This is a genomic window from Blautia sp. AF19-13LB (genome assembly GCF_003479105.1).
In the GTDB taxonomy this organism is placed as follows: domain Bacteria; phylum Bacillota; class Clostridia; order Lachnospirales; family Lachnospiraceae; genus Fusicatenibacter; species Fusicatenibacter saccharivorans.
The window spans coordinates 121,467-141,586 of sequence record NZ_QUGO01000003.1 but is presented as its reverse complement, the minus strand read 5'-3'; the positions used below and the strand labels follow the sequence as shown (position 1 = coordinate 141,586).

The window sequence follows — 20,120 nt, the reverse complement described above, 5'->3', positions numbered from 1 at the left end:
CACAAATGGCGATGTTTCAGCTGTTTATGGGGATAGTGCGCTCTTTTTTAAGTAAACTTCACTTTTTGAGTTCTTAAAATTCTATAGAAAACGCACATATCTCCCAATCAAAATTTTACTATATTTTGACAAGGAGATTTTTTTATGTCTGAGAAAACTATCAGAAAACAAATACGAACTTTATATCTTATGACCACGGTCGGCTATTTTCAGATTGCGGCGGCTTCGTGGATTGCACTGCTCGCACTCCGCGGATTTTCGCTGTTGCAGATCGGGATGCTCGAAAGTATTTTCCATATCGTGAGCCTCTGCTTTGAACTCCCCTCCGGTATTGTCGCCGATGTCTTCGGGCGGCGGAAAACGCTGATTGCAAGTCAGATAGCCTCCCTGATTTCCGGTACGCTGATGATTTTTTCCACCGGCTTTGCCACAACGGCGCTTGCTCTCGGATGCAGTGCGCTCAGCTATAACCTTGCATCCGGCACACGGGAGGCACTTGCGTATGACAGTCTGAAGCAGAACGGGAACGAAGGATTTTATGCCCGTTTTTCTTCTACTGAAATGATGCTGTACCGTATCACCAATTCCACCGCAACGCTCTGCGCAGGTCTTGCCCTGTGGCTGGGATACCGACGCGCATATGCGATTGATCTCTTCTTCGGGCTGATTGCGCTTGGCGTTTCATTCCACCTTGTGGAAATAAAAACGGACGAAACACCAGTCCATTATCCTGTTGGACAGGAAATCGTTTCGGTTGTACAGGAAAGCTGGCAGTTTCTTGTCTGTGAGAAAAAAGCAAGAAATATTATGCTGGTGAACGCACTCATCGGTGCCGTTTCTACGCTGGTTCTCTTCTTTTTACAGGCGAAGCTGCCACTCACCGGCATGAACAGCGCGCTGCTTGGACCTGCCCTCTTCGTGATGGGACTCGGCGCGGCACTGGGATCGCGGATGACGGCATACTTTCACAAATACCGCTACCGCGCGATTCTGCTGTTTGGCACGATCGGTGTACTTTTCGCCTTTCTTATGAGCTTTACCGGACTGCCGGCCCTTATGGTCTTCGGCGGATTTATCGGATCCTTTTCCGATGATTTTCTTGAAGTCCGGACCGATATTCTGCTCAATGACATGATCCCGTCCAGGCAGCGGGCGACGCTGATGTCGGTGAACTCGTTTGTCTTTTCTATGATTATGATCGTCCTTTCCACCGTATTTGGATGGATCATGTGATCGTCAAAAATTTACTTACATTGAAAAAAACGCTCATCAGTTTTTTGCTGATGAGCGTTTTTTTCAAAAAATGATCAAACACCGCCGCTCCCTGCCAGAGCGCCGTCCGGGGTCTGCGGGGGTGTGCTTCCCCCCTCCACATTCCCCACCACTTTTTCTTTCTTCAACCACTTCCAGACATCGCCATACACGCGGTACTTCTCTTTCTCATTCAGTATTTCATGCCGCATTCCCGGATACAGCTTTCCTCTGACATTGCGGTACCCGATCAGCCGCATATGGTCAATGGATTTTTTAAAGCGCCGCACATTCACATAACACGGATCATCCCCGCCGGACAAAAACAGCACCGGCAGCTTCCGGTTTGTGCAATGCCATCCATGGAATCCATACGTCTCCTTCAGCAGGTCATTCAGCGCAAAAAAAGCATCATCCGAAAACGTAAAGCCACAGAGTGGGTTTTCTTCATACTCCCGCACCACCTCCGGGTCCGAACAGCACCAGGCGAACCGGCTCTTCTCATCCGCAAACCGCGCCGCAAACGATCCAAACGACATCGCCTCCAGAAGATTGCTCCGATGCTCATCCCCGAGCACCGCCGCTTCTGCGTGTCCTACAGCCGCACCCAGCGGCCGCAGATAATTCTTGCTCGGTGAACCACACACAATCAACGCATCCAGCTCCCTATCATGCTCCTTCGCATACGTGCGCACAACCAGGGATCCCATACTGTGTCCCATCAGAATAAACGGCAGATCCGGGTACTCTTTTTTTGCCCATACCGTAACCTGAAACAGATCCTCCACAAGCCCTGCGCCGCCTGCGCCGTACATAAATCCGAGATCCTGCTCCGACTTCACACTCTTTCCGTGCCCGCGGTGATCATGAATCACACACACTACACCGTGTTCCGCCATAAACTCCATAAACGGCAGATACCGCTCCTTGTATTCGCTCATTCCATGGCTGAGCTGCAGAAGCGCCGTCCGCTGTACGCCCTCCTCCGGCTCCACCACAAGCCCGTCAAGCATCAGTCCATCCACCTTCGACTGAATCGTAAAACCTCTTTGCATTGCACCTTCCCCTTTCTTCCAGAACGATGCCGAACTGCCCGAAATTCTAAACCTCCGTGTCCTCCGAAATTTCCGGTGGAACCGCAAACGACAATGTAATCCGATCGTAGCACTCCTCGCACAGATCAAACTCATGCTTTTCCAGGTCCTTCCCGGAAAAGTACCCCCACGTCGTGTCGACCGAGCAGATCCCCTCCAGCAGCATTCCATTCTGTATTTTCATGCTTTTTCCGCAGCAGTTACACACCGCCGCTTCCAGCTCATTTGTGTTTTTGTTGTATTTCCGCATTTTTCTTCCTCCCGTGTATCAAAAAACGTTTCTTTCTTCGTTCCTGACACAAAACAGAAATCAGATTCTCCTGTGTCCTGTCGATTGTAACACATCTTTCCCGCCATTCCTACTGGGAATGAAAGGAAAGTCCTGTGCGTTAAATGCGTATACAATAACAATTTCTCTCTACCTCTTCGGAACCGATTCATCCGTCCGGCTCATCAGCACCGCATCCTCCTTCGGAAGATCGTAGTACCCCTTCCTGAGGCCGTCCTGCACAAAGCCAAGACTCTCATACAGATTCCGCGCCGGCGTATTGCTAAGGCGCACATCCAGATGAATCACGCGCACCTTTCTCTCCTGCATCCGATGGAACAGTTCCTCCATCAGCGCGCGTCCGATTCCGCGCCGTCTCGCCTTTTCTGCCACGCAGACATTCGTAATCTCGCTCTCATCAAACGAAATCAGAATTCCGAGATATCCTAAAATTTCGCCGTCCTCCTCCGCAACGAGAAACAGTGCGTCGTCACGGATCAGAAAGGTAAAAAATCCGGTTTCTGTCCACGGAATCGAAAAATTTGCCTCCTCAATCGGCATCACCTGCTCCAGATCGTCGATCTGCATTTCCCGGATTGTGATCATTCGCTCTTCTCTCCGTTTTTCTGTTTTTTCAGCACATCGGCGTGTTTGATGGATTCCCGCTCCGCTCTTTCACGCTCCGCCTGCGATTTTCTCAGGTATTCCGGCTCATGCTCCTCGGCCGTCTGAATCTTTCCTTCTTTATAATAAACCTCAGCCAGTGCTGCGACTGCGGCCGCTCTCTGGCGGTTCACGTGCGCCGGTGCAAACGAAAACGGAATTGTAAGAAGCTCCTGCAATTTTTCCCGGTAAACCGCAACGCCGTCCCCCAGGAAAATAACCTCATGGTCAAGACAATTCAGGCCCTCAGCCAGTGCCTCAATGCTCATCGTATCCTGTTCCCAGACCGTATCGAGACGATGATCCGTGTAGCAGTAAACTCCGGTATAGACCTGGTTTCTTCTCGCATCCATGATCGGGCAGACAAATTTGTCAGTATCCCAGATATTGTACGCGATTGCCGCCGTCGTTGGAATGGAAATCAGTGGTTTTTCAAGTGCCAGACCAAGTCCCTTGGCTGTTGCAGAACCGATGCGAAGACCGGTAAACGAGCCCGGACCTCCGGCAACTGCAATCGCATCGATCGTCGAAAGATCCAGCTCTGTCATGTTCGAGATTTCATCCAGCATCGGAAGCAGAGTCTGGGAATGTGTTTTTTTATAATTTACGGTGTATTCCGCAAGCAGTGTGTCATTTTCAACAACAGCCACCGAAGCCACCAGGCCGGAGCTGTCCAGTGCAAGTATTTTCATAGTTTTTTATTTCCTTTCCGATATTTCCTTCCTGTGCAACTCATTTTGGCAGTCTGCCGGAAACAGGAATCTTTACGATTTCCTTTTGTTTTTCCACCACATTCAGGATTTTTTTTCTTTTATTCCACCGTAATTTTCCGGTAATCAAACCCTTTTTCGAGGTCTTTTTCTATCGTAATCGAAATCGCACCCTCCGGGATCAGCTCTTCAATCAGTTCTGCCCATTCGATCAGGCAGACACCCTCACCGAAAAAATAATCATCGTATCCGATTTCTTCCATTTCTTCTATATCACCGATCCGGTAAACATCGAAATGATAAAATGGCAGACGTCCTTCAGTATATTCCTGAATAATGGTAAATGTGGGACTGTTGACTGCCTCTGTGATGCCAAGTCCTTTTGCAAAGCCCTGCGTCAGAACGGTTTTTCCAACACCAAGGTCTCCGTTTAATGTATAAATCTGGCCAGGCTTCGCCGCTTTTCCCAGCTTTTCGCCAAGGGCAAGCGTCTCCGACGCAGAATTTGTTTCTATGATCATATGCTTTCTTCTCCTCTTTTTCTGCCTATCATTTTAACACAAACAAAAAGGTAATACAACCGCAGAACGAAACCGCTTTTCCTTGTGCTTTTCCTTGCTTTTTCTATCTGTTTTCGCTATACTATGTATCAGAGTTTCGCGGCCCAAAAACGTCCCACTCCTGTTTTTTCGGCCCGGAAAACGCGGTAAAACACGCTCTGCGCTTTTGTCCGCGTAAATCAAAAAGGAAAGAGATCAAAACTGTTATGCTGACTGTAATGAAATTTGGCGGAAGCTCCGTCGCAGATCTTGCGCACATCCGCAATGTAGCACAGCGCTGCATCGAAAAACAGCAGGCCGGAGGCCAGGTCGTTGTCGTTCTCTCCGCGATGGGAAAAACGACGGACGGACTGATTGCAACCGCAAAACAGATTACGGAAAAACCGTCCCGCCGCGAGATGGATATGCTTCTTGCCACCGGTGAACAGGTTTCCGTTTCCCTGATGGCCATAACCATGATTCAGATGGGCGTCAGTGCTGTTTCTTTAAATGCCTGGCAGGTACCGATGCACACGACCTCCGATTATCAGAACGCGCGCTTCAAACGGATCGACACCGAGCGCATCCGTAAAGAGCTGGATGACAACAAAATTGTCATTGTCACCGGCTTTCAGGGGATCAACAAATACGATGATATCACAACGCTCGGACGCGGCGGCTCCGATACGACTGCGGTTGCCCTCGCTGCAGAGCTGCACGCGGATGTCTGTGAAATCTACACGGATGTAGACGGCGTCTACACCGCAGATCCGCGGATTGTACCGAATGCGCGCAAAATGGAAGAGGTAACTTACGATGAAATGCTGGAGATGGCTTCGCTCGGCGCAAAAGTCCTTCACAGCAGATGCGTGGAAATCGCAAAAAAATACGGCGTGGAACTTCTGGTCTGCTCCAGTCTGAACCGGAATTCCGGAACGATGGTAAGGGAGAAAACCAAAATGGAAAAAATGTTAATCAGCGGCGTGGCTGCCGACAAAAATGTGGCAAAAATCCGTGTTGCAGGCCTTGGCAACGATCCGGAGAGCACGTTCCGCCTCTTAAATTTACTGGATCGGAACAATCTGAACATCGATGTCATGATCCAGTCACTCGGAAAGGACGGCACAAAGTCCGTTTCCTTTACCGTTGCAAAGCCGGATATGCTGCGCACGATCGATGTGCTGAACGACAATAAGGATTCGCTCGGCATCAAAAAGCTGGATTATGATGAGAACGTGGCAAAGATTTCCGTCATCGGAGCCGGTGTCCGCTCCCATTCGGGCGTGGCTGCCAAAATGTTCGGCGCGCTCGCCAATGCAGGAATCAATACCGAGATGATTACCACCTCAGAAATCCGCATCACTGCCCTGATCGACGAAGCATACGCAGATCAGGCAATGCGTGCGATCCATGAGACATTCCTGGAGCGTGTCTGAAAAAGGGGGGACCCCTTTGATACCAGATTGCTGCGTGCTTTGCACTCCAGCAATCATCAAAAACATTCGTAATCCGCCCATTTTTCTTCGAAAAATGGCTGCTTACGTCTTATCAAGAAATCGTTTAAAAATCAGGAGGAAAACAATGATGTCTAACCCAATCGTTACAATTACTATGGAAAACGGCGATGTGATGAAAGCAGAGCTTTACCCGGAAATCGCCCCGAACACCGTAAACAACTTCATCAGTCTGGTAAAAAAAGGCTTCTATGACGGCCTGATCTTCCACCGCGTCATCCCGGGATTCATGATCCAGGGCGGAGATCCTGCAGGCACAGGCGCCGGCGGCCCGGATTACTGCATCAAGGGTGAGTTCTCCCAGAACGGATTTGAGAACAACCTCGCACACACCCCAGGCGTTCTCTCCATGGCACGTACCATGTTCCCGGACAGCGCAGGAAGCCAGTTCTTCATCATGCACAAAGCTGCTCCGCATCTGGACGGCGCATACGCTGCTTTCGGAAAAGTAACAGAAGGCCTGGAAGTCGTAGATAAAATCGCATCTGTCAACACCGACTACAGCGACAAACCGCTGCAGCCGCAGAGAATGGCTACCGTTACCGTTGAGACCTTCGGCGTCGAGTATCCGGAACCGGAGAAATGCTAAGGATGAACGATGAACTGATGTTAGTTGAACCGTCGGAGGAATACTTCGCCGAGCTCGCCGCCTACCGGAACGATTTTCTGGAAAACAGCGATTCCATGGACGGCTGCGGACCGCTTCGCCGGTTTGATGATATGAAGGCGTATCTTGAAGATACCATGCGGTATACCAGAGAGGAGACTCTGCCGGAGGGCATGGTTCTCGCAACACAGTTTCTGTGCATCCGCAAATCAGACAACCGCCTTGTCGGCATGATTCAGGTGCGCCACTACCTGAACGATTTTCTGCGCACCTTTGGCGGCCATATCGGCTACTCCGTCCGCCCGTCGGAACGCAGAAAAGGCTATGCCTCCTGGATGCTGAAAAATGTGCAGCCGTACTGCAAAAGCCTCGGCCTTTCCGAAATTCTGGTCTGCTGCCTGGATACCAACGAGGGAAGCCGCAGAACGATCCTGAAAAATGGCGGCCGGTTCGACGGCACCGCTTATCGTGCCGATGAAAACAAAACACTGGAGCGTTACTGGATCACCCTGTGATTTTTAATCTTCCATTTCGCATAGCTCTGAATAGTTTCACAAATTTTTCTTGACATCCATGTCATTTCACTTTATAATTTGGAACTGCAAGCGAACAATTCTGTTCTTATGCAAAATATATGCCCCTGGTAAAAAACCGACGGACAGGCAGGGGTAGTTGCCGAGCGTGGTTAAGAGCCACATTATTGATTGCGTTAAAAGCGCAAATTTTATGAGTTGATTACTTTATAATCGATGCTCTACGACGAGCACATCATCTTATGAAACGGTCAATAAGAGTACGTGACTATATATTTCTGCATAGGAAAACAGGGAGAAGCCTGGATTTTTGTCCATCCCCTGAAGTTTGCACAATACGATCATGTATAAATTTCGATTTTTAGACAGATGATGCACGTCATCTGTCTTTTTTTCGTGCTTATAGCCAAAGATGAACCCAACACCATTTTCTGAAAAAGGAGAACCAAACAATGTCAAAAGTTATGATCATCGGATGCGGCGGTGTTGCATCCGTAGCCATTCACAAATGCTGCCAGAACAGTGAAGTATTTTCTGAAATTATGATTGCAAGCCGCACCCTTTCCAAGTGCGATGCTTTAAAAGAAAAGCTGGCTCCGACCACAAAAACCATTATCACAACAGCAAAGGTGGATGCCGACTGCACAGAAGAATTAATCGCCTTAATCAAACAGTATCAGCCGGATGCCGTATTAAATCTGGCTCTTCCTTATCAGGATCTTACCATTATGGATGCCTGCCTTGCATGTAAGGTTCCTTACATTGATACTGCAAACTACGAAGCAGAAAACACGGATGATCCGGCATGGCGTGCGATCTACGAAAAGAGATGCGAAGAGCTTGGCTTTTCTGCTTACTTTGATTACTCCTGGCAGTGGGCCTATATGGACCGTTTCAAGGAAGCCGGCATCACCGGTCTTCTCGGAACCGGCTTTGACCCGGGCGTCACCAGCGTTTTTGCAGCCTATGCACAGAAACACTATTTCGACGAAATTCACACGATTGATATTCTGGACTGCAACGGCGGCGATCATGGATATCCGTTTGCAACCAACTTCAATCCGGAAATCAACCTCCGCGAGGTATCCGCTCCCGGTTCTTACTGGGAAAACGGCCACTGGGTGGAAATTCCGCCAATGTCGATCAAACGGGAATATAACTTCGATGAGGTAGGCGAGAAGGATATGTACCTTCTTCACCATGAAGAAATTGAGGCTCTTGCCAAAAACATCCCGGGCGTAAAAAGAATCCGCTTTTTCATGACCTTCGGCCAGAGCTATCTGACCCATATGAAATGTCTGGAAAATGTAGGACTTCTCTCGACCACTCCGATTACCTTCAACGGACAGCAGATCGTACCGATCCAGTTTTTAAAAGAGCTTCTTCCGGATCCTTCCACTCTTGGTCCGCGCACCGTGGGTAAAACCAACATCGGCTGTATTTTTACCGGTATCAAGGACGGAAAAGAAAGAAGCATTTACATTTACAATGTCTGTGACCACCAGGAATGCTACCGGGAAGTAGAGTCTCAGGCGATCTCCTACACCACCGGCGTTCCGGCCATGATCGGAACCATGATGGTCGTGAACGGCCTCTGGAATAAACCGGGTGTCTACACCACAGATGAATTCGATCCGGATCCGTACATGGAAGCACTCAACAAGTGGGGTCTTCCGTGGAAGGTCGTAGAAAATCCTGTTTTAGTAGATTAAGCCTATGTATAAGATAAACGAACTGCCAACTCCCTGTTTTGTCATTGATGAAGGCAAACTGGAAGAAAACTTAAAGCTCCTGCACCAGGTAGAAGAACGCACCGGTGCAAAAATTCTGCTGGCTCAGAAATGCTTTTCCTGCTTTTCGGAATATCCGCTGATTGGAAAATATATCAGCGGAACAACTGCCAGCGGACTCTATGAGGCGCGGCTTGGAAAGGAAGAAATGGGGCTGGAGAATCATGTGTATTCTCCGGCCTACCGCCCGCAGGATATGGAAGAGCTCGCACAGATCTGCGATCACATTATTTTCAATTCAGAAAAGCAGCTCCGAACGTACCTCCCTGTACTTAAGGCTTCCGGAACCGCAAAAGCCGGACTTCGCATCAACCCGGAATGCTCCACGCAGGAAGGCCATGCGATTTATGATCCCTGTGCGCCCGGCTCCCGCATGGGCATCCGCGCCTGCGATTTTACAGACGAACTGGCCGATCTTGTGGATGGTCTTCATTTTCATACCCTCTGTGAACAGAATTCGGATGATCTGGAAACCACGCTGCGCGCCGTGGAAGAAAAATTCGGCAAGTGGCTTTTTAAAATGAACTGGCTTAACATGGGAGGCGGACATCATATCACCCGTGAGGATTACGATATCGAACGCCTGATTTCCTGTATCAACCATATGAAAGAAACGTATGGTCTTCAGATTTACCTGGAGCCCGGGGAAGCAGTTGCCTTAAACGCAGGCTACAATGTCACGGAAGTTCTCGATATTGTTGAAAATAACGGAAAAATTTTAATTCTTGACACTTCCGCCGCCTGCCATATGCCGGATGTGCTTGAGATGCCGTACCGCCCTCCGCTCAAAGGCAGCGGACTGCCCGGAGAAAAGCCTTATACCTACCGCCTTTCCTGCAATACCTGCCTGGCGGGCGACGTAATCGGCGAATATTCCTTCGATTCCCAAATCCGGATCGGTGACAGACTGTATTTTGAAGATATGGCGATTTATTCGATGGTAAAAACCAATACCTTTAACGGAATCCCACTCCCTTCCATCGCGGTGATGGACAAAGCTGGAAACTGCCGAATGATAAAGGAGTTTGGATATGAAGATTTCAAAAACCGATTGTCTTAGAACCCCAAAAGCCGATGGCTTTTACATGCCGGGCGAATTTGAGCCCCACGAAGGCACGCTGATGATCTGGCCGTGGCGTCCCGGTTCCTGGAATTACGGGGCAAAAGCGGCAAGAACGGCATTTGCAGAAATTGCAGAAGCAATTGCCGCTTATGAGCAAGTTTATCTTTTCGTCCGGCCACAGGATAAAGCATCGGCACAGGAACTGCTTTCCTCCGACCGGATTCATCTGATCGAAGCCCCGACAGAGGATGCCTGGGCAAGAGATACCGGCGCTACGTTTGTGGTCAACGATCAGGGCGGGCGAAGAGGCATTCAATGGGAATTCAACGCCTGGGGCGGTCAGTATGACGGTCTGTACTCCCACTTTGAACATGACCGTGAGGTTCCGGAACGAATCTGCAATTTTCTCGGAGATTCCTTCTATAATGCCCGCCCCTTTGTTCTGGAAGGCGGCTCCATCCATGTTGACGGGGAAGGAACCCTGCTTACGACCGAAGAATGTCTGCTGAGTCCGGGGCGCAATCCTTCTCTTACAAGAGCGGAAATTGAAGAAAAGCTGCGTCAGTATCTTTCGGTCGAGAAAATCATCTGGCTGCCTTTTGGTATTTACAACGATGAAACCAACGGCCATATCGATAATATGTGCTGCTTTGTAAAGCCCGGAGAAGTTCTTCTTGCCTGGACAGATGACGAAAACGATCCTCAGTATGCCAGAAGCAGGGCCGCTTTTGATCTTCTCTCCCATACCGTTGACGCGAAGGGCCGAAGCTTTGTGATTCACAAGCTGCCCATTCCAAAGCATCCCATCTGTATTACAGAAGAAGATCTTCTCGGCTATGATTTTGAGGATGGCGAAGATCAGCGGGAAGCCGGGGAACGCCTTGCCGCCAGCTATATCAATTTTTACCTTGCCAATCACTGTGTCCTTCTTCCCCGTTTCGGCGATGAAAACGATACCGTGGCTGCAGAAATTCTCGGAAAATGCTTTCCGGATCGACGGATCCTCCCTGTCGATGCACGCGTCATTCTGACCGGCGGAGGCAACATTCACTGTATTACCCAGCAGATTCCGGCAAAGAAAAGAGGAAACAGATTATGAGAAATATAAAAATTGCCGCACTGCAGTTTTCATGCTGCAGCCAGGTGCAGGAAAATATAGACAAAGCAGAGACCATGGTCCGTGAAGCCGCTTCCAACGGTGCCAATCTCATCCTTCTTCCTGAATTATTTGAAAGACCGTATTTTTGTCAGGAAAAGCGATACGATTATTATGATTATGCCCTGCCTTTGACAGAAAATCCCGCTGTCCGGCGTTTTCAGGCCGTTGCCGGAGAACTTGGGGTCGTGATTCCGGTCAGCTTTTATGAAAGGGATGTTCAGCGCCTGTTTAATTCCATTGCCATGATTGATGCAGACGGATCCATTCTTGGCGTTTACCGCAAGACCCATATCCCGGACGATCATTTTTATCAGGAAAAATTCTATTTCACTCCGGGAGATACGGGATTCAAAGTCTTTGAAACACGTTTTGGAACCGTCGGCGTCGGCATCTGCTGGGATCAGTGGTTTCCGGAAACAGCACGATGTATGGCTGTGCAGGGGGCTGAAATCCTGCTCTATCCTACCGCGATCGGAAGTGAGCCGATCCTGAATGTAGACAGCAGCGGGCACTGGCGGCGCGTCATGCAGGGACATGCTGCCGCAAATCTTGTTCCGGTTGCTGCTGCAAACCGGATTGGTACCGAAACCGTAACGCCCTGTGAAGAAAATGGCGGCCAGTCCTCTTCTCTTACTTTCTACGGTTCTTCCTTTATTGCCGATGCAACCGGTGAGCTTGTGGCATCTGCCGGAAGAGATACCGAGGAAATCCTGTATGCCTTCTTCGATCTGGATGCCCTGCGCGAAGAACGTTTTTCCTGGGGGCTTTTCCGTGACCGGCGGCCGGAAACTTACCGTATCATGACGAAACAGTAAAGCTCTGTCTCTTCCTGTTGTAACTCTTCCTACAGCGGTGCGCTGCATCACATATTCTAACTACAAAGGAGAACCGCTATGCAATATGGAGTTTTATGTCTGCTGCCGCCTGCGGCGATGCTGATTTTTGCATTAAAAACGAAAAAATCTTTCGAAGCTCTGATTTTCGGAACCCTGGTTGCCTATCTCATCATGTACAAAGCGGCTTTTATCGGACCCTGGTGCGATCTGCTGCTTTCGGAGATCAGCAACGCAGATAACCAGTATATTCTTCTTCTCTGCGGACTGTTCGGAGGCTTCATCTTCCTGCTCCGCGAGGCAAAAGGAACACTTGGTTTTTCCAACCTGTTAAGCCGTTTCTGTAAAAATGAACGGATCACCATGATGATGTCGGTATTTCTCGGAATCATTATTTTTGTCGATGATTATCTTAACATCATGACCGTTGGAACCTGTATGAAGGATGTCTGTGATAAACGAAAAGTCCCACGCCAGGCCCTTGCCTATATCATTGACTCAACCGGTGCACCTGTCTGTGCACTGATTCCCTTTTCCACCTGGGTAGTTTTTTATTCCGGTGTTTTTATTCAGGAACCGGACATTCTCAATATGGGCTTTTCCACCGGTATGAGTGTTTACTTAAAAGTGCTTCCTTATATGTTTTATCCGATGACTGCACTTCTGGTTGTGGTTCTGTTTGCCTGCAAACTGATGCCAAAGCTCGGAAAAATGAAAGATGCCTATACCGATCTGGAAAAGAAAGAGCAGACACCGGAGCATCCCAAAATGCACAATGCCCCTTCCGTTGACATTGCCATGGCCGGAATGAGCGTTGATTACCCGCCCGAAAATACCAATCCCGGAAATATACTGGATTTTCTGATCCCCATCGGTATTCTGATCGGTGTGACAGTAGCTACACAGGATATGATGCAGGCGATTATTCTTGCTCTTGCTTCCTGTATGATTCTTTATCTTCCGCGGAAAAAAATGACCTTTACGCGGTACGTGGAACTGTTCTTTGCCGGCTTTGCAGATATTCTTCCGGTTCTCGCCATTCTTCTTGCATCCTTTATGATCAAGACTGCCTGCGGCGAAATGGGACTCTCGGAATACGTCATCAACCTGTGTGTTCCGTATATGAATGCCAAAACACTGGCAGCTATTATTTTTGTTGTCATTGCAGTTCTAACCTTTGTCACCAGCTCTTTCTGGGGAATTGAGGCCGTAGCCGTTTCCATTGTTGTTCCGCTTGCCATCGCCCTTGATGCTAATGTACTTCTGGCGCTTGGCGCTGTCGTATCCGGCGGTGTTTTCGGAAGCCATGCATGCTTCTATTCCGACGCAACGGTTCTTTCCTCCGCGACCTGCGAGATTGACAATATGTCACATGCCGTGTCGCAGTTTCCTTACGTCCTGATCAGTGCTGCTCTCGCCGTAGCAGGATTCTTAATCTGCGGAATTTTTGCTCTTTAAAAAGCACCCTTAAAATAAAAAAAGTCTTCGACGATCGGATTTTTCCAGATTCATCGAAGGCTTTTTTTGTTTTTTTATTCTTTTACACTCAACCGCACCAGCGCACGCTGCAGCTTGGCTTCGGCAATACGGTATTCTTTGTCTGTCAGACCGCCGTTTGCCAGCGCCTGCTCGGCCCTGTGTTTGGCAGCCTCGGCGCGCTCTGCATCAATATCCTCTTCCCACTCCCAGGTTGTTGCCAGGACACGGCAGACCCCGTTCATCATGGAAAGCATTCCGCCGATGCAGGCGGCATTTCTTCTCGTTCCGTCCTCCAGCACAATATGCGCCTCGCCCATACCAAGTGCAGTGCAGTAATTGCAGTGCCCCGGCAGAATTGCCAGGTCGCCGCTGATGGTTCTGCAGACAACGCGCGCTACGTCACCCTCATAGAGAAGTCCGTCCGGCGTGCCGACACGTAAAGGAAATGTACTCATACGTCATTCCTCCTTTACTGATTCAGTGCTTTTGCTTTTTCAAATACCTCGTCGATGGTACCTGCAAACAGGAAGCAGCTCTCCGGAAGATCGTCGCACTCACCATCGAGGATCATGCGGAATCCGCGCAGGGTTTCTTTTAACGGCACGTATTTTCCTTCCATACCGGTAAACTGTTCCGCTACCGAGAAGCTCTGGGACAGGAAACGCTGTACCTTACGGGCACGGCTGACCGTCAGCTTATCCTCTTCGGACAGCTCGTCCATACCCATGATGGCGATAATGTCCTGCAGCTCTTTGTATCTCTGCAGCACCTGCTGTACGGCACGCGCTACCTCATAGTGCTCATGGCCTACGATTTCCGGTGTCAGAATACGGCTGGTAGAATCGAGCGGATCAACGGCCGGATAAATACCCTGGCTGGAAATTTCACGGGAAAGTACCGTCGTGGCATCCAGATGGGTAAATGTCGTTGCCGGAGCCGGGTCGGTCAGGTCATCGGCCGGCACATAAACAGCCTGTACCGATGTGATGGAACCCTTTCTCGTGGACGTAATACGCTCCTGCAGTGCGCCCATCTCGGTTGCCAGCGTCGGCTGGTATCCTACTGCGGACGGCATACGGCCAAGCAGAGCCGAAACCTCGGAACCTGCCTGCGTAAATCGGAAAATATTATCGATGAACAGCAGCACATCCTGATTTTTCACATCACGGAAGTATTCTGCCATGGTAAGGCCGGAAAGTCCGACACGCATACGCGCTCCCGGCGGCTCGTTCATCTGTCCATAGACCAGTGCTGTTTTATCGATAACACCGCTCTCTTTCATCTCGTTGTAAAGGTCATTTCCTTCACGGGTACGCTCTCCGACACCGGTGAAAACGGAAAGTCCGCCGTGCGCCGTTGCCACGTTGTGGATCAGCTCCATGATAAGGACTGTTTTTCCAACGCCGGCACCGCCGAACAGACCGATTTTTCCGCCCTTGGCATACGGGCAGATCAGGTCAACGACCTTGATTCCGGTTTCGAGGATTTCCGTTGCCGGAACCTGTTCCTCATAGGACGGCGGATCGCGGTGGATCGGCCATTTTTCTGCTGTTTCCGGTGCCGGCTTATTGTCTACGGTCTCACCGAGCAGGTTGAACACGCGGCCTAAGCACTCCTCTCCGACCGGAACGGCGATCGGGCCGCCCGTGTCGACTGCTTTCGTTCCGCGGACAAGTCCGTCTGTGGACTTCATGGCAATGCAGCGAACCATGTTGTCGCCCGTCTGCTGCGCCACTTCCACAACCAGCTTCTCGCCGTGGTTGTCTATCTCGATGGCATTCAGAAGTGCCGGCAGCTCTCCTTCCGGAAAACGGATGTCCAGAACAGGACCCGTTACCTGCACAACCTCGCCAATGTGTTTTTCACTCATTTAACGACTTCTCCTCACTTTTCTTGTTTCCACTCTTACACGCCTTCCGCACCGCCGACGATCTCCGTGATCTCCTGCGTAATGCTTGCCTGACGGGCACGGTTGTAATACAGATTGAGCTGTTCAATCATCTCCTCTGCATTTCCCGTTGCCGCCTCCATTGCGGTACGGCGTGCCGCAAGCTCACTTGCCACACTCTCACAGATACCGCCGTAGATCAGGCCGCCTAAGTATTCCGGCACAATCGCTTCGAATACCTCGACACCGTTTGGCTCATACAGGATCAGATTCCGGATTTTTTTCGCTTCCGGATCCTCTCCGTCCTCTTTTGCAATGTCAATCAGAGGCAGGATCGGCACGGAAACCGGCATCTGCGACAGCATCGACACGAATTTCGTATAGCAAAGCTCCACATGTCCGAAGGTCCCTTTCCGGAACTCACGGCACAGTGCGCGCGCGATCTCAAAGCTGTCTGCCACGGAAAGATTTGCGATCTCGGCAAAGCTGTCCGTCAGAATGTCCAGCTTCCGGGATTTTGCATACTCCACTGCCTTTTTGCCGACCGGAACCACACAGATCTCTTTTCCTTTGGCATCTGCCTCAAAGCATCGGAACAGATTCGCGTTGTATCCGCCCGCAAGGCCGCGGTCTCCGGCAACCAGCACGTAGCAGCATTTCTCGTTTTTTGCCTCTTTTGCATAAATGGAATAAAATTCCGTGTTTCCTTTTGCAATATCCTGCAAAGTGCGGTACAGCTCCTGAAAATACGGACGGCAGGTATCAGCCCGCTCCTTCGCTTTTCGCAGCTTGGAGGACGCTACAAGTTCCATCGCCTTGGTAATCTGCATCGTGCTTTCGACACTTTTGATCCGCAGCTTTACGGCTTTCATGTTTGCAGCCATAGGCTCCTCCTTCTTTCCTTATTTTGCAGGTCTTGTATTGATAAAGTTTTCGGTGTACGATTCGAGCGCACTTTTCAGCTTCTCTTCGGTATCTGCCTCGAGTTTTCCGGTTGCGGAAATCTCCTGCATCACGGCAGCACCCTCTGCGTCGGTATCAAGCCAGGTATACAGTCCGTCCTCATAGGCGCGGACATCCTCAGCTGCAACCTTTGACAGAATTCCTTTCGTTACCGCATAAAGAATGGCCACCTGTTTTTCTACCGGAACCGGTGCATTCTGGTTCTGTTTTAATACTTCCACGATACGCACACCCTGCTCCAGACGCGCCTTTGTATCGGCATCCAGATCGGATCCGAACTGTGCAAAACTTGCCAGCTCGCGGTACTGGGAATAGATCAGTTTCAGAGTTCCGGCTACCTTCTTCATCGCCTTAATCTGCGCATTTCCACCGACACGGGATACGGATACGCCAGGGTTTACCGCCGGCATAACGCCCGAGTGGAACAGCTCTGTCTCAAGGAAAATCTGTCCGTCTGTGATGGAGATGACGTTCGTCGGAATATAGGCGGAAATATCGCCTGCCTGGGTCTCAATGATCGGCAGGGCCGTCATGGATCCGCCGCCGTGTTCATCGTCCAGCTTTGCGGCACGCTCCAGAAGTCTGGAATGGAGATAGAAAACATCTCCCGGATAAGCCTCACGTCCCGGTGGACGGCGGATCAGCAGGGAGAGTGCACGGTATGCAACCGCGTGCTTACTTAAGTCATCATAAATAATCAGCACATCTTTTCCCTGATACATAAAGTACTCGCCCATGGCACAACCGGAATACGGTACGATATACTGCAGCGGGCTCGCTTCGGATGCCGTCGCTGCCACGACGATGGTGTACGCCATTGCGCCGTTCTTCTCAAGATTTTCTACTAAGGACGCTACTGTCGAACGTTTCTGTCCGATGGCAACGTAGATACAGATCACATCCTTGCCTTTCTGGTTCAGAATGGTATCGGTTGCGATCGTTGTCTTTCCGGTCTGACGGTCTCCGATGATCAGCTCTCGCTGACCTCTTCCGATCGGAACCATGGAATCGATCGCTTTAATACCGGTCTGCAGCGGCTGATTAACACCTTTTCTCTCACAGATGCCCGGTGCCGGGCTTTCAATCGGACGGTACTCTGCTGCCGTAATCGGGCCTGCGCCGTCGATTGGCTGGCCGAGCGCGTTGACAACGCGTCCGATCATGCCTTCTCCGACCGGAACCGAAACAACTTTTCCCGTTCTTTTTACAAGCTGTCCCTCGCTGATGTTCTCGCCGGAACCGAATAAAACGACAGATACGCTGTTTTCCTCGAGGTTCTGTGCCATTCCATAGCTTCCATCCTCAAATTCCAGCAGCTCGCCTGCCATGCAGTTCGAAAGACCGCTGGCTCTTGCGATTCCGTCTCCGACCATCAGAACGGTGCCTGTCTCATCCTGCCGGATCGCATTTTCATAATATTTGATCTGGCTGCGGATGACCTTGGATATTTCTTCTGGTTTCAGTTGCATGTTTTCCTCCTACACCACTGTATTGCTGATTCTTCTGGAAAGCTCGGCCAAACGTCCCTTTACGGTTCCGTCAAACAGCTTTCCGTCGAGTTCTACGCGGACACCCGCCAGAACGGACGGATCGGTTTTCAGTTCCATCACGACCGTTTTTCCACTCATCGTTTCCAGTTTTTTCTTCAGAAGCTCTTCCTGTTCCTTCGACAGGGATGCTGCGCTCGTCACAACTGCCTCGGCAATGTTGTGGGCTGCGTAGTATCTGCGCTGAAATGCTTCCTGGCATCCGCCGAATTCACGGAGAAGATTTTTTTCACACAGCAGTTTGATAAAATTGACCAAATACGGTTCCGCCTGGCTGCCAAATGCCGCGTCGATCAGCCCGATCCGCTCTTTTCGCGGAATCGAAGGCTCCGATAAAAGGCGCGGATACTCCGGGTTTTCCCGGAACAGAGCTCGGATCTCCTTCATCTCAGAAAGGATTTCCTCTTCGAGATGCTCCTCCTGGGCCAGCTCATACAGGCTCCCACCGTATACTCTGGCAGTTTCTGTCATGATGCTTCACCTACATTCGATATAAATTCATCTATCAGCTTCTCATGGTCTTTTTCATTAATCTCACGTTCAATGACCTTTCCGGCAATATCCATGGCAATGCCGCCGATCTCGCCTTTGACTTCATTGACCGCTTTCTTTTTCTCCTGGGCAATCTCTTTTTCTGCCTTGTTTTTCAGGGCAGCTGCCTGTTCGGAAGCCTCTTTTACGATTTTCTCGCTCTGCAGCGTCGCTGTCTTTCTGGCGCTTTCGAGAATCTCGTTGGCCTTTGCCTTGGCCTCCTGCATATTCTGCTCATATTCCTCTTTGATGGCGTTGGCTTCTTTTTTTGCCGCCTCTGCGTCTGTAATCTCCGCATCGGCTGCCGCACGCCGTTTTTCCAGCATCTCATTGATCGGTTTGAAAAGGAACCGTTTGATCAGATACATCTGGATGAAGAGGTTGCAGATCTGTGCGATAAAAGTCCAGGGGACAATTCCTACCAGTTCCTGAACCTGCATAGTTTCTTTCCTCCTAGCAATCATTTACTCCTTGCAACTATTTCAGGAAGTTCATGAACATTCCCGGTGCTACGAAGATCAGAAGCAGGCCGGTTACGAAACCGTAAATACCTGTGGTCTCTGCGATCGCACAGCCAAGAAGCATCGTACTTGTTACATCACCTTTGCATTCCGGCTGACGTCCGATTGCCTCAAGTGCCTTTGCTACGGCGTTACCTTCACCGATACCAGGTCCGATACCTGCGATCAGGGAGCATCCTGCGCCGATTGCGCATCCTGCGAGAGCGATACCTTTTGCTAAAATCTGAAAATCCATCTTGTTTTCCTCCTGTATTTTCTTTTTGTAAACCTCATTTTTTAATCTCTTTAGCCTTCCTCTGCTGCATTCGCAATGTACATGACAGTCAGCATACAGAAAATAAAGGCCTGCATCACGCCGGAGAACCAGTCAAAATAGACCGACAGAACAGCCGGGACACCGACGTCCAGAATCGGGATCTGTGAAAGGGTTCTTCCGAGCACGCCGGGAAGCAGTCCCAGCAGCTTTCCGCTTGCCAGTGCCAGCGATCCGTAGATCAGGGCATTGATGACAACGCCGGAAAGAATGTTTCCAAAGTGACGGCACGCCATACTGATCGGCGTTGCGAGCTCCGACAAAACGTTAAACGGTGTCATAACCGCAATCGGAGTCGTGAAGCCCTTCAGATATCCGCCAAAACCGTTGGTTTTGATCTTCTGTGTGGTGATCATGATGAAAACCACAACAGCCCAGGCCGCCTCGGTGGAAAGATCCGCTGTCGGACTTCGAAGTCCGATCAGGCTGATCAGGTTCGAGACAACGCTGGTCGCGAAAAGCGCCGACACAAAAGGAATCAGATACCGGAATTTTTCTCCCATGTTGCCGATGACGAATTTATTTGCGGTCTCCACAATCATTTCTGCCACCGCCTGGCGTTTGGAGATGTTCCGTATCTTCAAATCTCTTGTGAGCCAGATGCAAAGTCCGGTAATGAGTGCCATTACAATCCAGCTTACCACCAGCGTTTCGCTGATCTGAATTTTCCCGAACAGCGGGAAATCGATCGGGATCGTAAAAAAGACTTTTGCACCGGAGATATCAACCTCCATTCTCTTTTCTCACCTCCTCTGTATGAGATAAAATAAAAAATTTGAACCTTTTGTCAAAGCGGATCTTCACAATCCGCTTCGCTGCTTGCTCATAACCGAATCGCTGCTTCGCTGTTTCGG

At 50.0% G+C, this 20,120-nt stretch carries 22 protein-coding genes; 9 read left to right on the top strand and 13 right to left on the bottom strand.

Going from position 1 to position 20,120, the window contains the following annotated elements; translation table 11 throughout:
• The first annotated feature begins 144 nt into the window (after nt 1-144).
• The gene (locus DWX32_RS04345) at nt 145-1,233 is read left to right on the top strand and encodes an MFS transporter (RefSeq protein ID WP_118659321.1); all 1,089 of its coding nucleotides are present in this window, start codon (nt 145-147) and stop codon (nt 1,231-1,233) included.
• Nucleotides 1,234-1,307: 74 nt separating this feature from the next.
• Here the strand turns inward: DWX32_RS04345 and DWX32_RS04340 are convergent, their stop codons facing one another.
• The 5 genes from DWX32_RS04340 to tsaE form a co-directional block, all read right to left on the bottom strand.
• Complete coding sequence (locus DWX32_RS04340) at nt 1,308-2,306, bottom strand: alpha/beta fold hydrolase (RefSeq protein ID WP_118595005.1); 999 nt, start codon at nt 2,304-2,306, stop codon at nt 1,308-1,310.
• A 46-nt stretch (nt 2,307-2,352) separates the two neighbouring features.
• Complete coding sequence (locus DWX32_RS04335) at nt 2,353-2,595, bottom strand: hypothetical protein (RefSeq protein WP_022462249.1); 243 nt, start codon at nt 2,593-2,595, stop codon at nt 2,353-2,355.
• 168 nt (nt 2,596-2,763) lie between these two features.
• Complete coding sequence (gene rimI / locus DWX32_RS04330) at nt 2,764-3,219, bottom strand: ribosomal protein S18-alanine N-acetyltransferase (RefSeq protein WP_118659320.1); 456 nt, start codon at nt 3,217-3,219, stop codon at nt 2,764-2,766.
• Entirely contained in the window at nt 3,216-3,968 is a 753-nt protein-coding gene (gene tsaB / locus DWX32_RS04325) for a tRNA (adenosine(37)-N6)-threonylcarbamoyltransferase complex dimerization subunit type 1 TsaB (RefSeq protein WP_118659319.1), read from the bottom strand. The genes rimI and tsaB overlap by 4 nt, the downstream gene beginning before the upstream one ends.
• A 119-nt stretch (nt 3,969-4,087) precedes the next feature.
• Nucleotides 4,088-4,507 carry a tRNA (adenosine(37)-N6)-threonylcarbamoyltransferase complex ATPase subunit type 1 TsaE gene (tsaE, locus tag DWX32_RS04320; RefSeq protein ID WP_022462246.1) on the bottom strand — a complete coding sequence of 140 codons (420 nt, stop codon included), beginning with the start codon at nt 4,505-4,507 and terminating at the stop codon, nt 4,088-4,090.
• Between the two features lie 245 nt (nt 4,508-4,752).
• On the opposite strand from tsaE, the gene DWX32_RS04315 reads away from it, so the two are divergent.
• The 8 genes from DWX32_RS04315 (at nt 4,753) to DWX32_RS04280 (ending at nt 13,482) form a co-directional block, all read left to right on the top strand.
• Nucleotides 4,753-5,961 (top strand): aspartate kinase, encoded by a 1,209-nt coding sequence (locus DWX32_RS04315; protein ID WP_118659318.1) that lies wholly within the window; start codon nt 4,753-4,755, stop codon nt 5,959-5,961.
• Nucleotides 5,962-6,109: 148 nt separating this feature from the next.
• Entirely contained in the window at nt 6,110-6,628 is a 519-nt protein-coding gene (locus tag DWX32_RS04310; protein ID WP_055227969.1) for a peptidylprolyl isomerase, read from the top strand.
• A 2-nt stretch (nt 6,629-6,630) separates the two neighbouring features.
• Nucleotides 6,631-7,161 (top strand): GNAT family N-acetyltransferase, encoded by a 531-nt coding sequence (locus DWX32_RS04305; RefSeq protein ID WP_022462243.1) that lies wholly within the window; start codon nt 6,631-6,633, stop codon nt 7,159-7,161.
• 470 nt (nt 7,162-7,631) lie between these two features.
• Nucleotides 7,632-8,891: a saccharopine dehydrogenase family protein gene (locus tag DWX32_RS04300; protein WP_022462242.1), complete on the top strand. Its 1,260-nt coding sequence runs from the start codon at nt 7,632-7,634 to the stop codon at nt 8,889-8,891.
• Between the two features lie 4 nt (nt 8,892-8,895).
• A complete protein-coding gene (nspC, locus tag DWX32_RS04295) occupies nt 8,896-10,029 on the top strand; it encodes a carboxynorspermidine decarboxylase (RefSeq protein WP_022462241.1) in 1,134 nt (377 codons plus the stop codon).
• Nucleotides 10,001-11,131: an agmatine deiminase gene (gene aguA, locus DWX32_RS04290; RefSeq protein WP_118659317.1), complete on the top strand. Its 1,131-nt coding sequence runs from the start codon at nt 10,001-10,003 to the stop codon at nt 11,129-11,131. The genes nspC and aguA overlap by 29 nt, the downstream gene beginning before the upstream one ends.
• Nucleotides 11,128-12,006 carry an N-carbamoylputrescine amidase gene (gene aguB, locus DWX32_RS04285; protein ID WP_118659316.1) on the top strand — a complete coding sequence of 293 codons (879 nt, stop codon included), beginning with the start codon at nt 11,128-11,130 and terminating at the stop codon, nt 12,004-12,006. Before aguA ends, aguB begins: the two co-directional genes overlap by 4 nt.
• 78 nt (nt 12,007-12,084) lie before the next feature.
• Nucleotides 12,085-13,482, top strand: coding sequence for a Na+/H+ antiporter NhaC family protein (locus tag DWX32_RS04280; RefSeq protein ID WP_118659315.1), 1,398 nt, complete (start codon nt 12,085-12,087; stop codon nt 13,480-13,482).
• Nucleotides 13,483-13,556: 74 nt separating this feature from the next.
• Here the strand turns inward: DWX32_RS04280 and atpC are convergent, their stop codons facing one another.
• From atpC to DWX32_RS04240, 8 genes are read right to left on the bottom strand one after another with little or no spacing between them, the layout of a single operon-like run.
• Complete coding sequence (gene atpC / locus DWX32_RS04275; RefSeq protein ID WP_022462237.1) at nt 13,557-13,958, bottom strand: ATP synthase F1 subunit epsilon; 402 nt, start codon at nt 13,956-13,958, stop codon at nt 13,557-13,559.
• A 14-nt stretch (nt 13,959-13,972) separates the two neighbouring features.
• Nucleotides 13,973-15,373: a F0F1 ATP synthase subunit beta gene (gene atpD / locus DWX32_RS04270; RefSeq protein ID WP_022462236.1), complete on the bottom strand. Its 1,401-nt coding sequence runs from the start codon at nt 15,371-15,373 to the stop codon at nt 13,973-13,975.
• Between the two features lie 35 nt (nt 15,374-15,408).
• Nucleotides 15,409-16,275 (bottom strand): ATP synthase F1 subunit gamma, encoded by an 867-nt coding sequence (atpG, locus tag DWX32_RS04265; RefSeq protein ID WP_055220552.1) that lies wholly within the window; start codon nt 16,273-16,275, stop codon nt 15,409-15,411.
• Between the two features lie 18 nt (nt 16,276-16,293).
• A complete protein-coding gene (gene atpA / locus DWX32_RS04260) occupies nt 16,294-17,823 on the bottom strand; it encodes a F0F1 ATP synthase subunit alpha (RefSeq protein ID WP_055220549.1) in 1,530 nt (509 codons plus the stop codon).
• A gap of 9 nt (nt 17,824-17,832) precedes the next feature.
• Nucleotides 17,833-18,372: an ATP synthase F1 subunit delta gene (gene atpH, locus DWX32_RS04255; RefSeq protein ID WP_117804721.1), complete on the bottom strand. Its 540-nt coding sequence runs from the start codon at nt 18,370-18,372 to the stop codon at nt 17,833-17,835.
• A complete protein-coding gene (gene atpF, locus DWX32_RS04250) occupies nt 18,369-18,872 on the bottom strand; it encodes a F0F1 ATP synthase subunit B (RefSeq protein ID WP_022462448.1) in 504 nt (167 codons plus the stop codon). The genes atpH and atpF overlap by 4 nt, the downstream gene beginning before the upstream one ends.
• A 37-nt stretch (nt 18,873-18,909) precedes the next feature.
• Complete coding sequence (gene atpE, locus DWX32_RS04245; RefSeq protein WP_022462449.1) at nt 18,910-19,188, bottom strand: ATP synthase F0 subunit C; 279 nt, start codon at nt 19,186-19,188, stop codon at nt 18,910-18,912.
• A gap of 50 nt (nt 19,189-19,238) precedes the next feature.
• Nucleotides 19,239-20,000 carry a F0F1 ATP synthase subunit A gene (locus DWX32_RS04240; protein ID WP_022462450.1) on the bottom strand — a complete coding sequence of 254 codons (762 nt, stop codon included), beginning with the start codon at nt 19,998-20,000 and terminating at the stop codon, nt 19,239-19,241.
• Between the last annotated feature and the right edge of the window lie 120 nt (nt 20,001-20,120).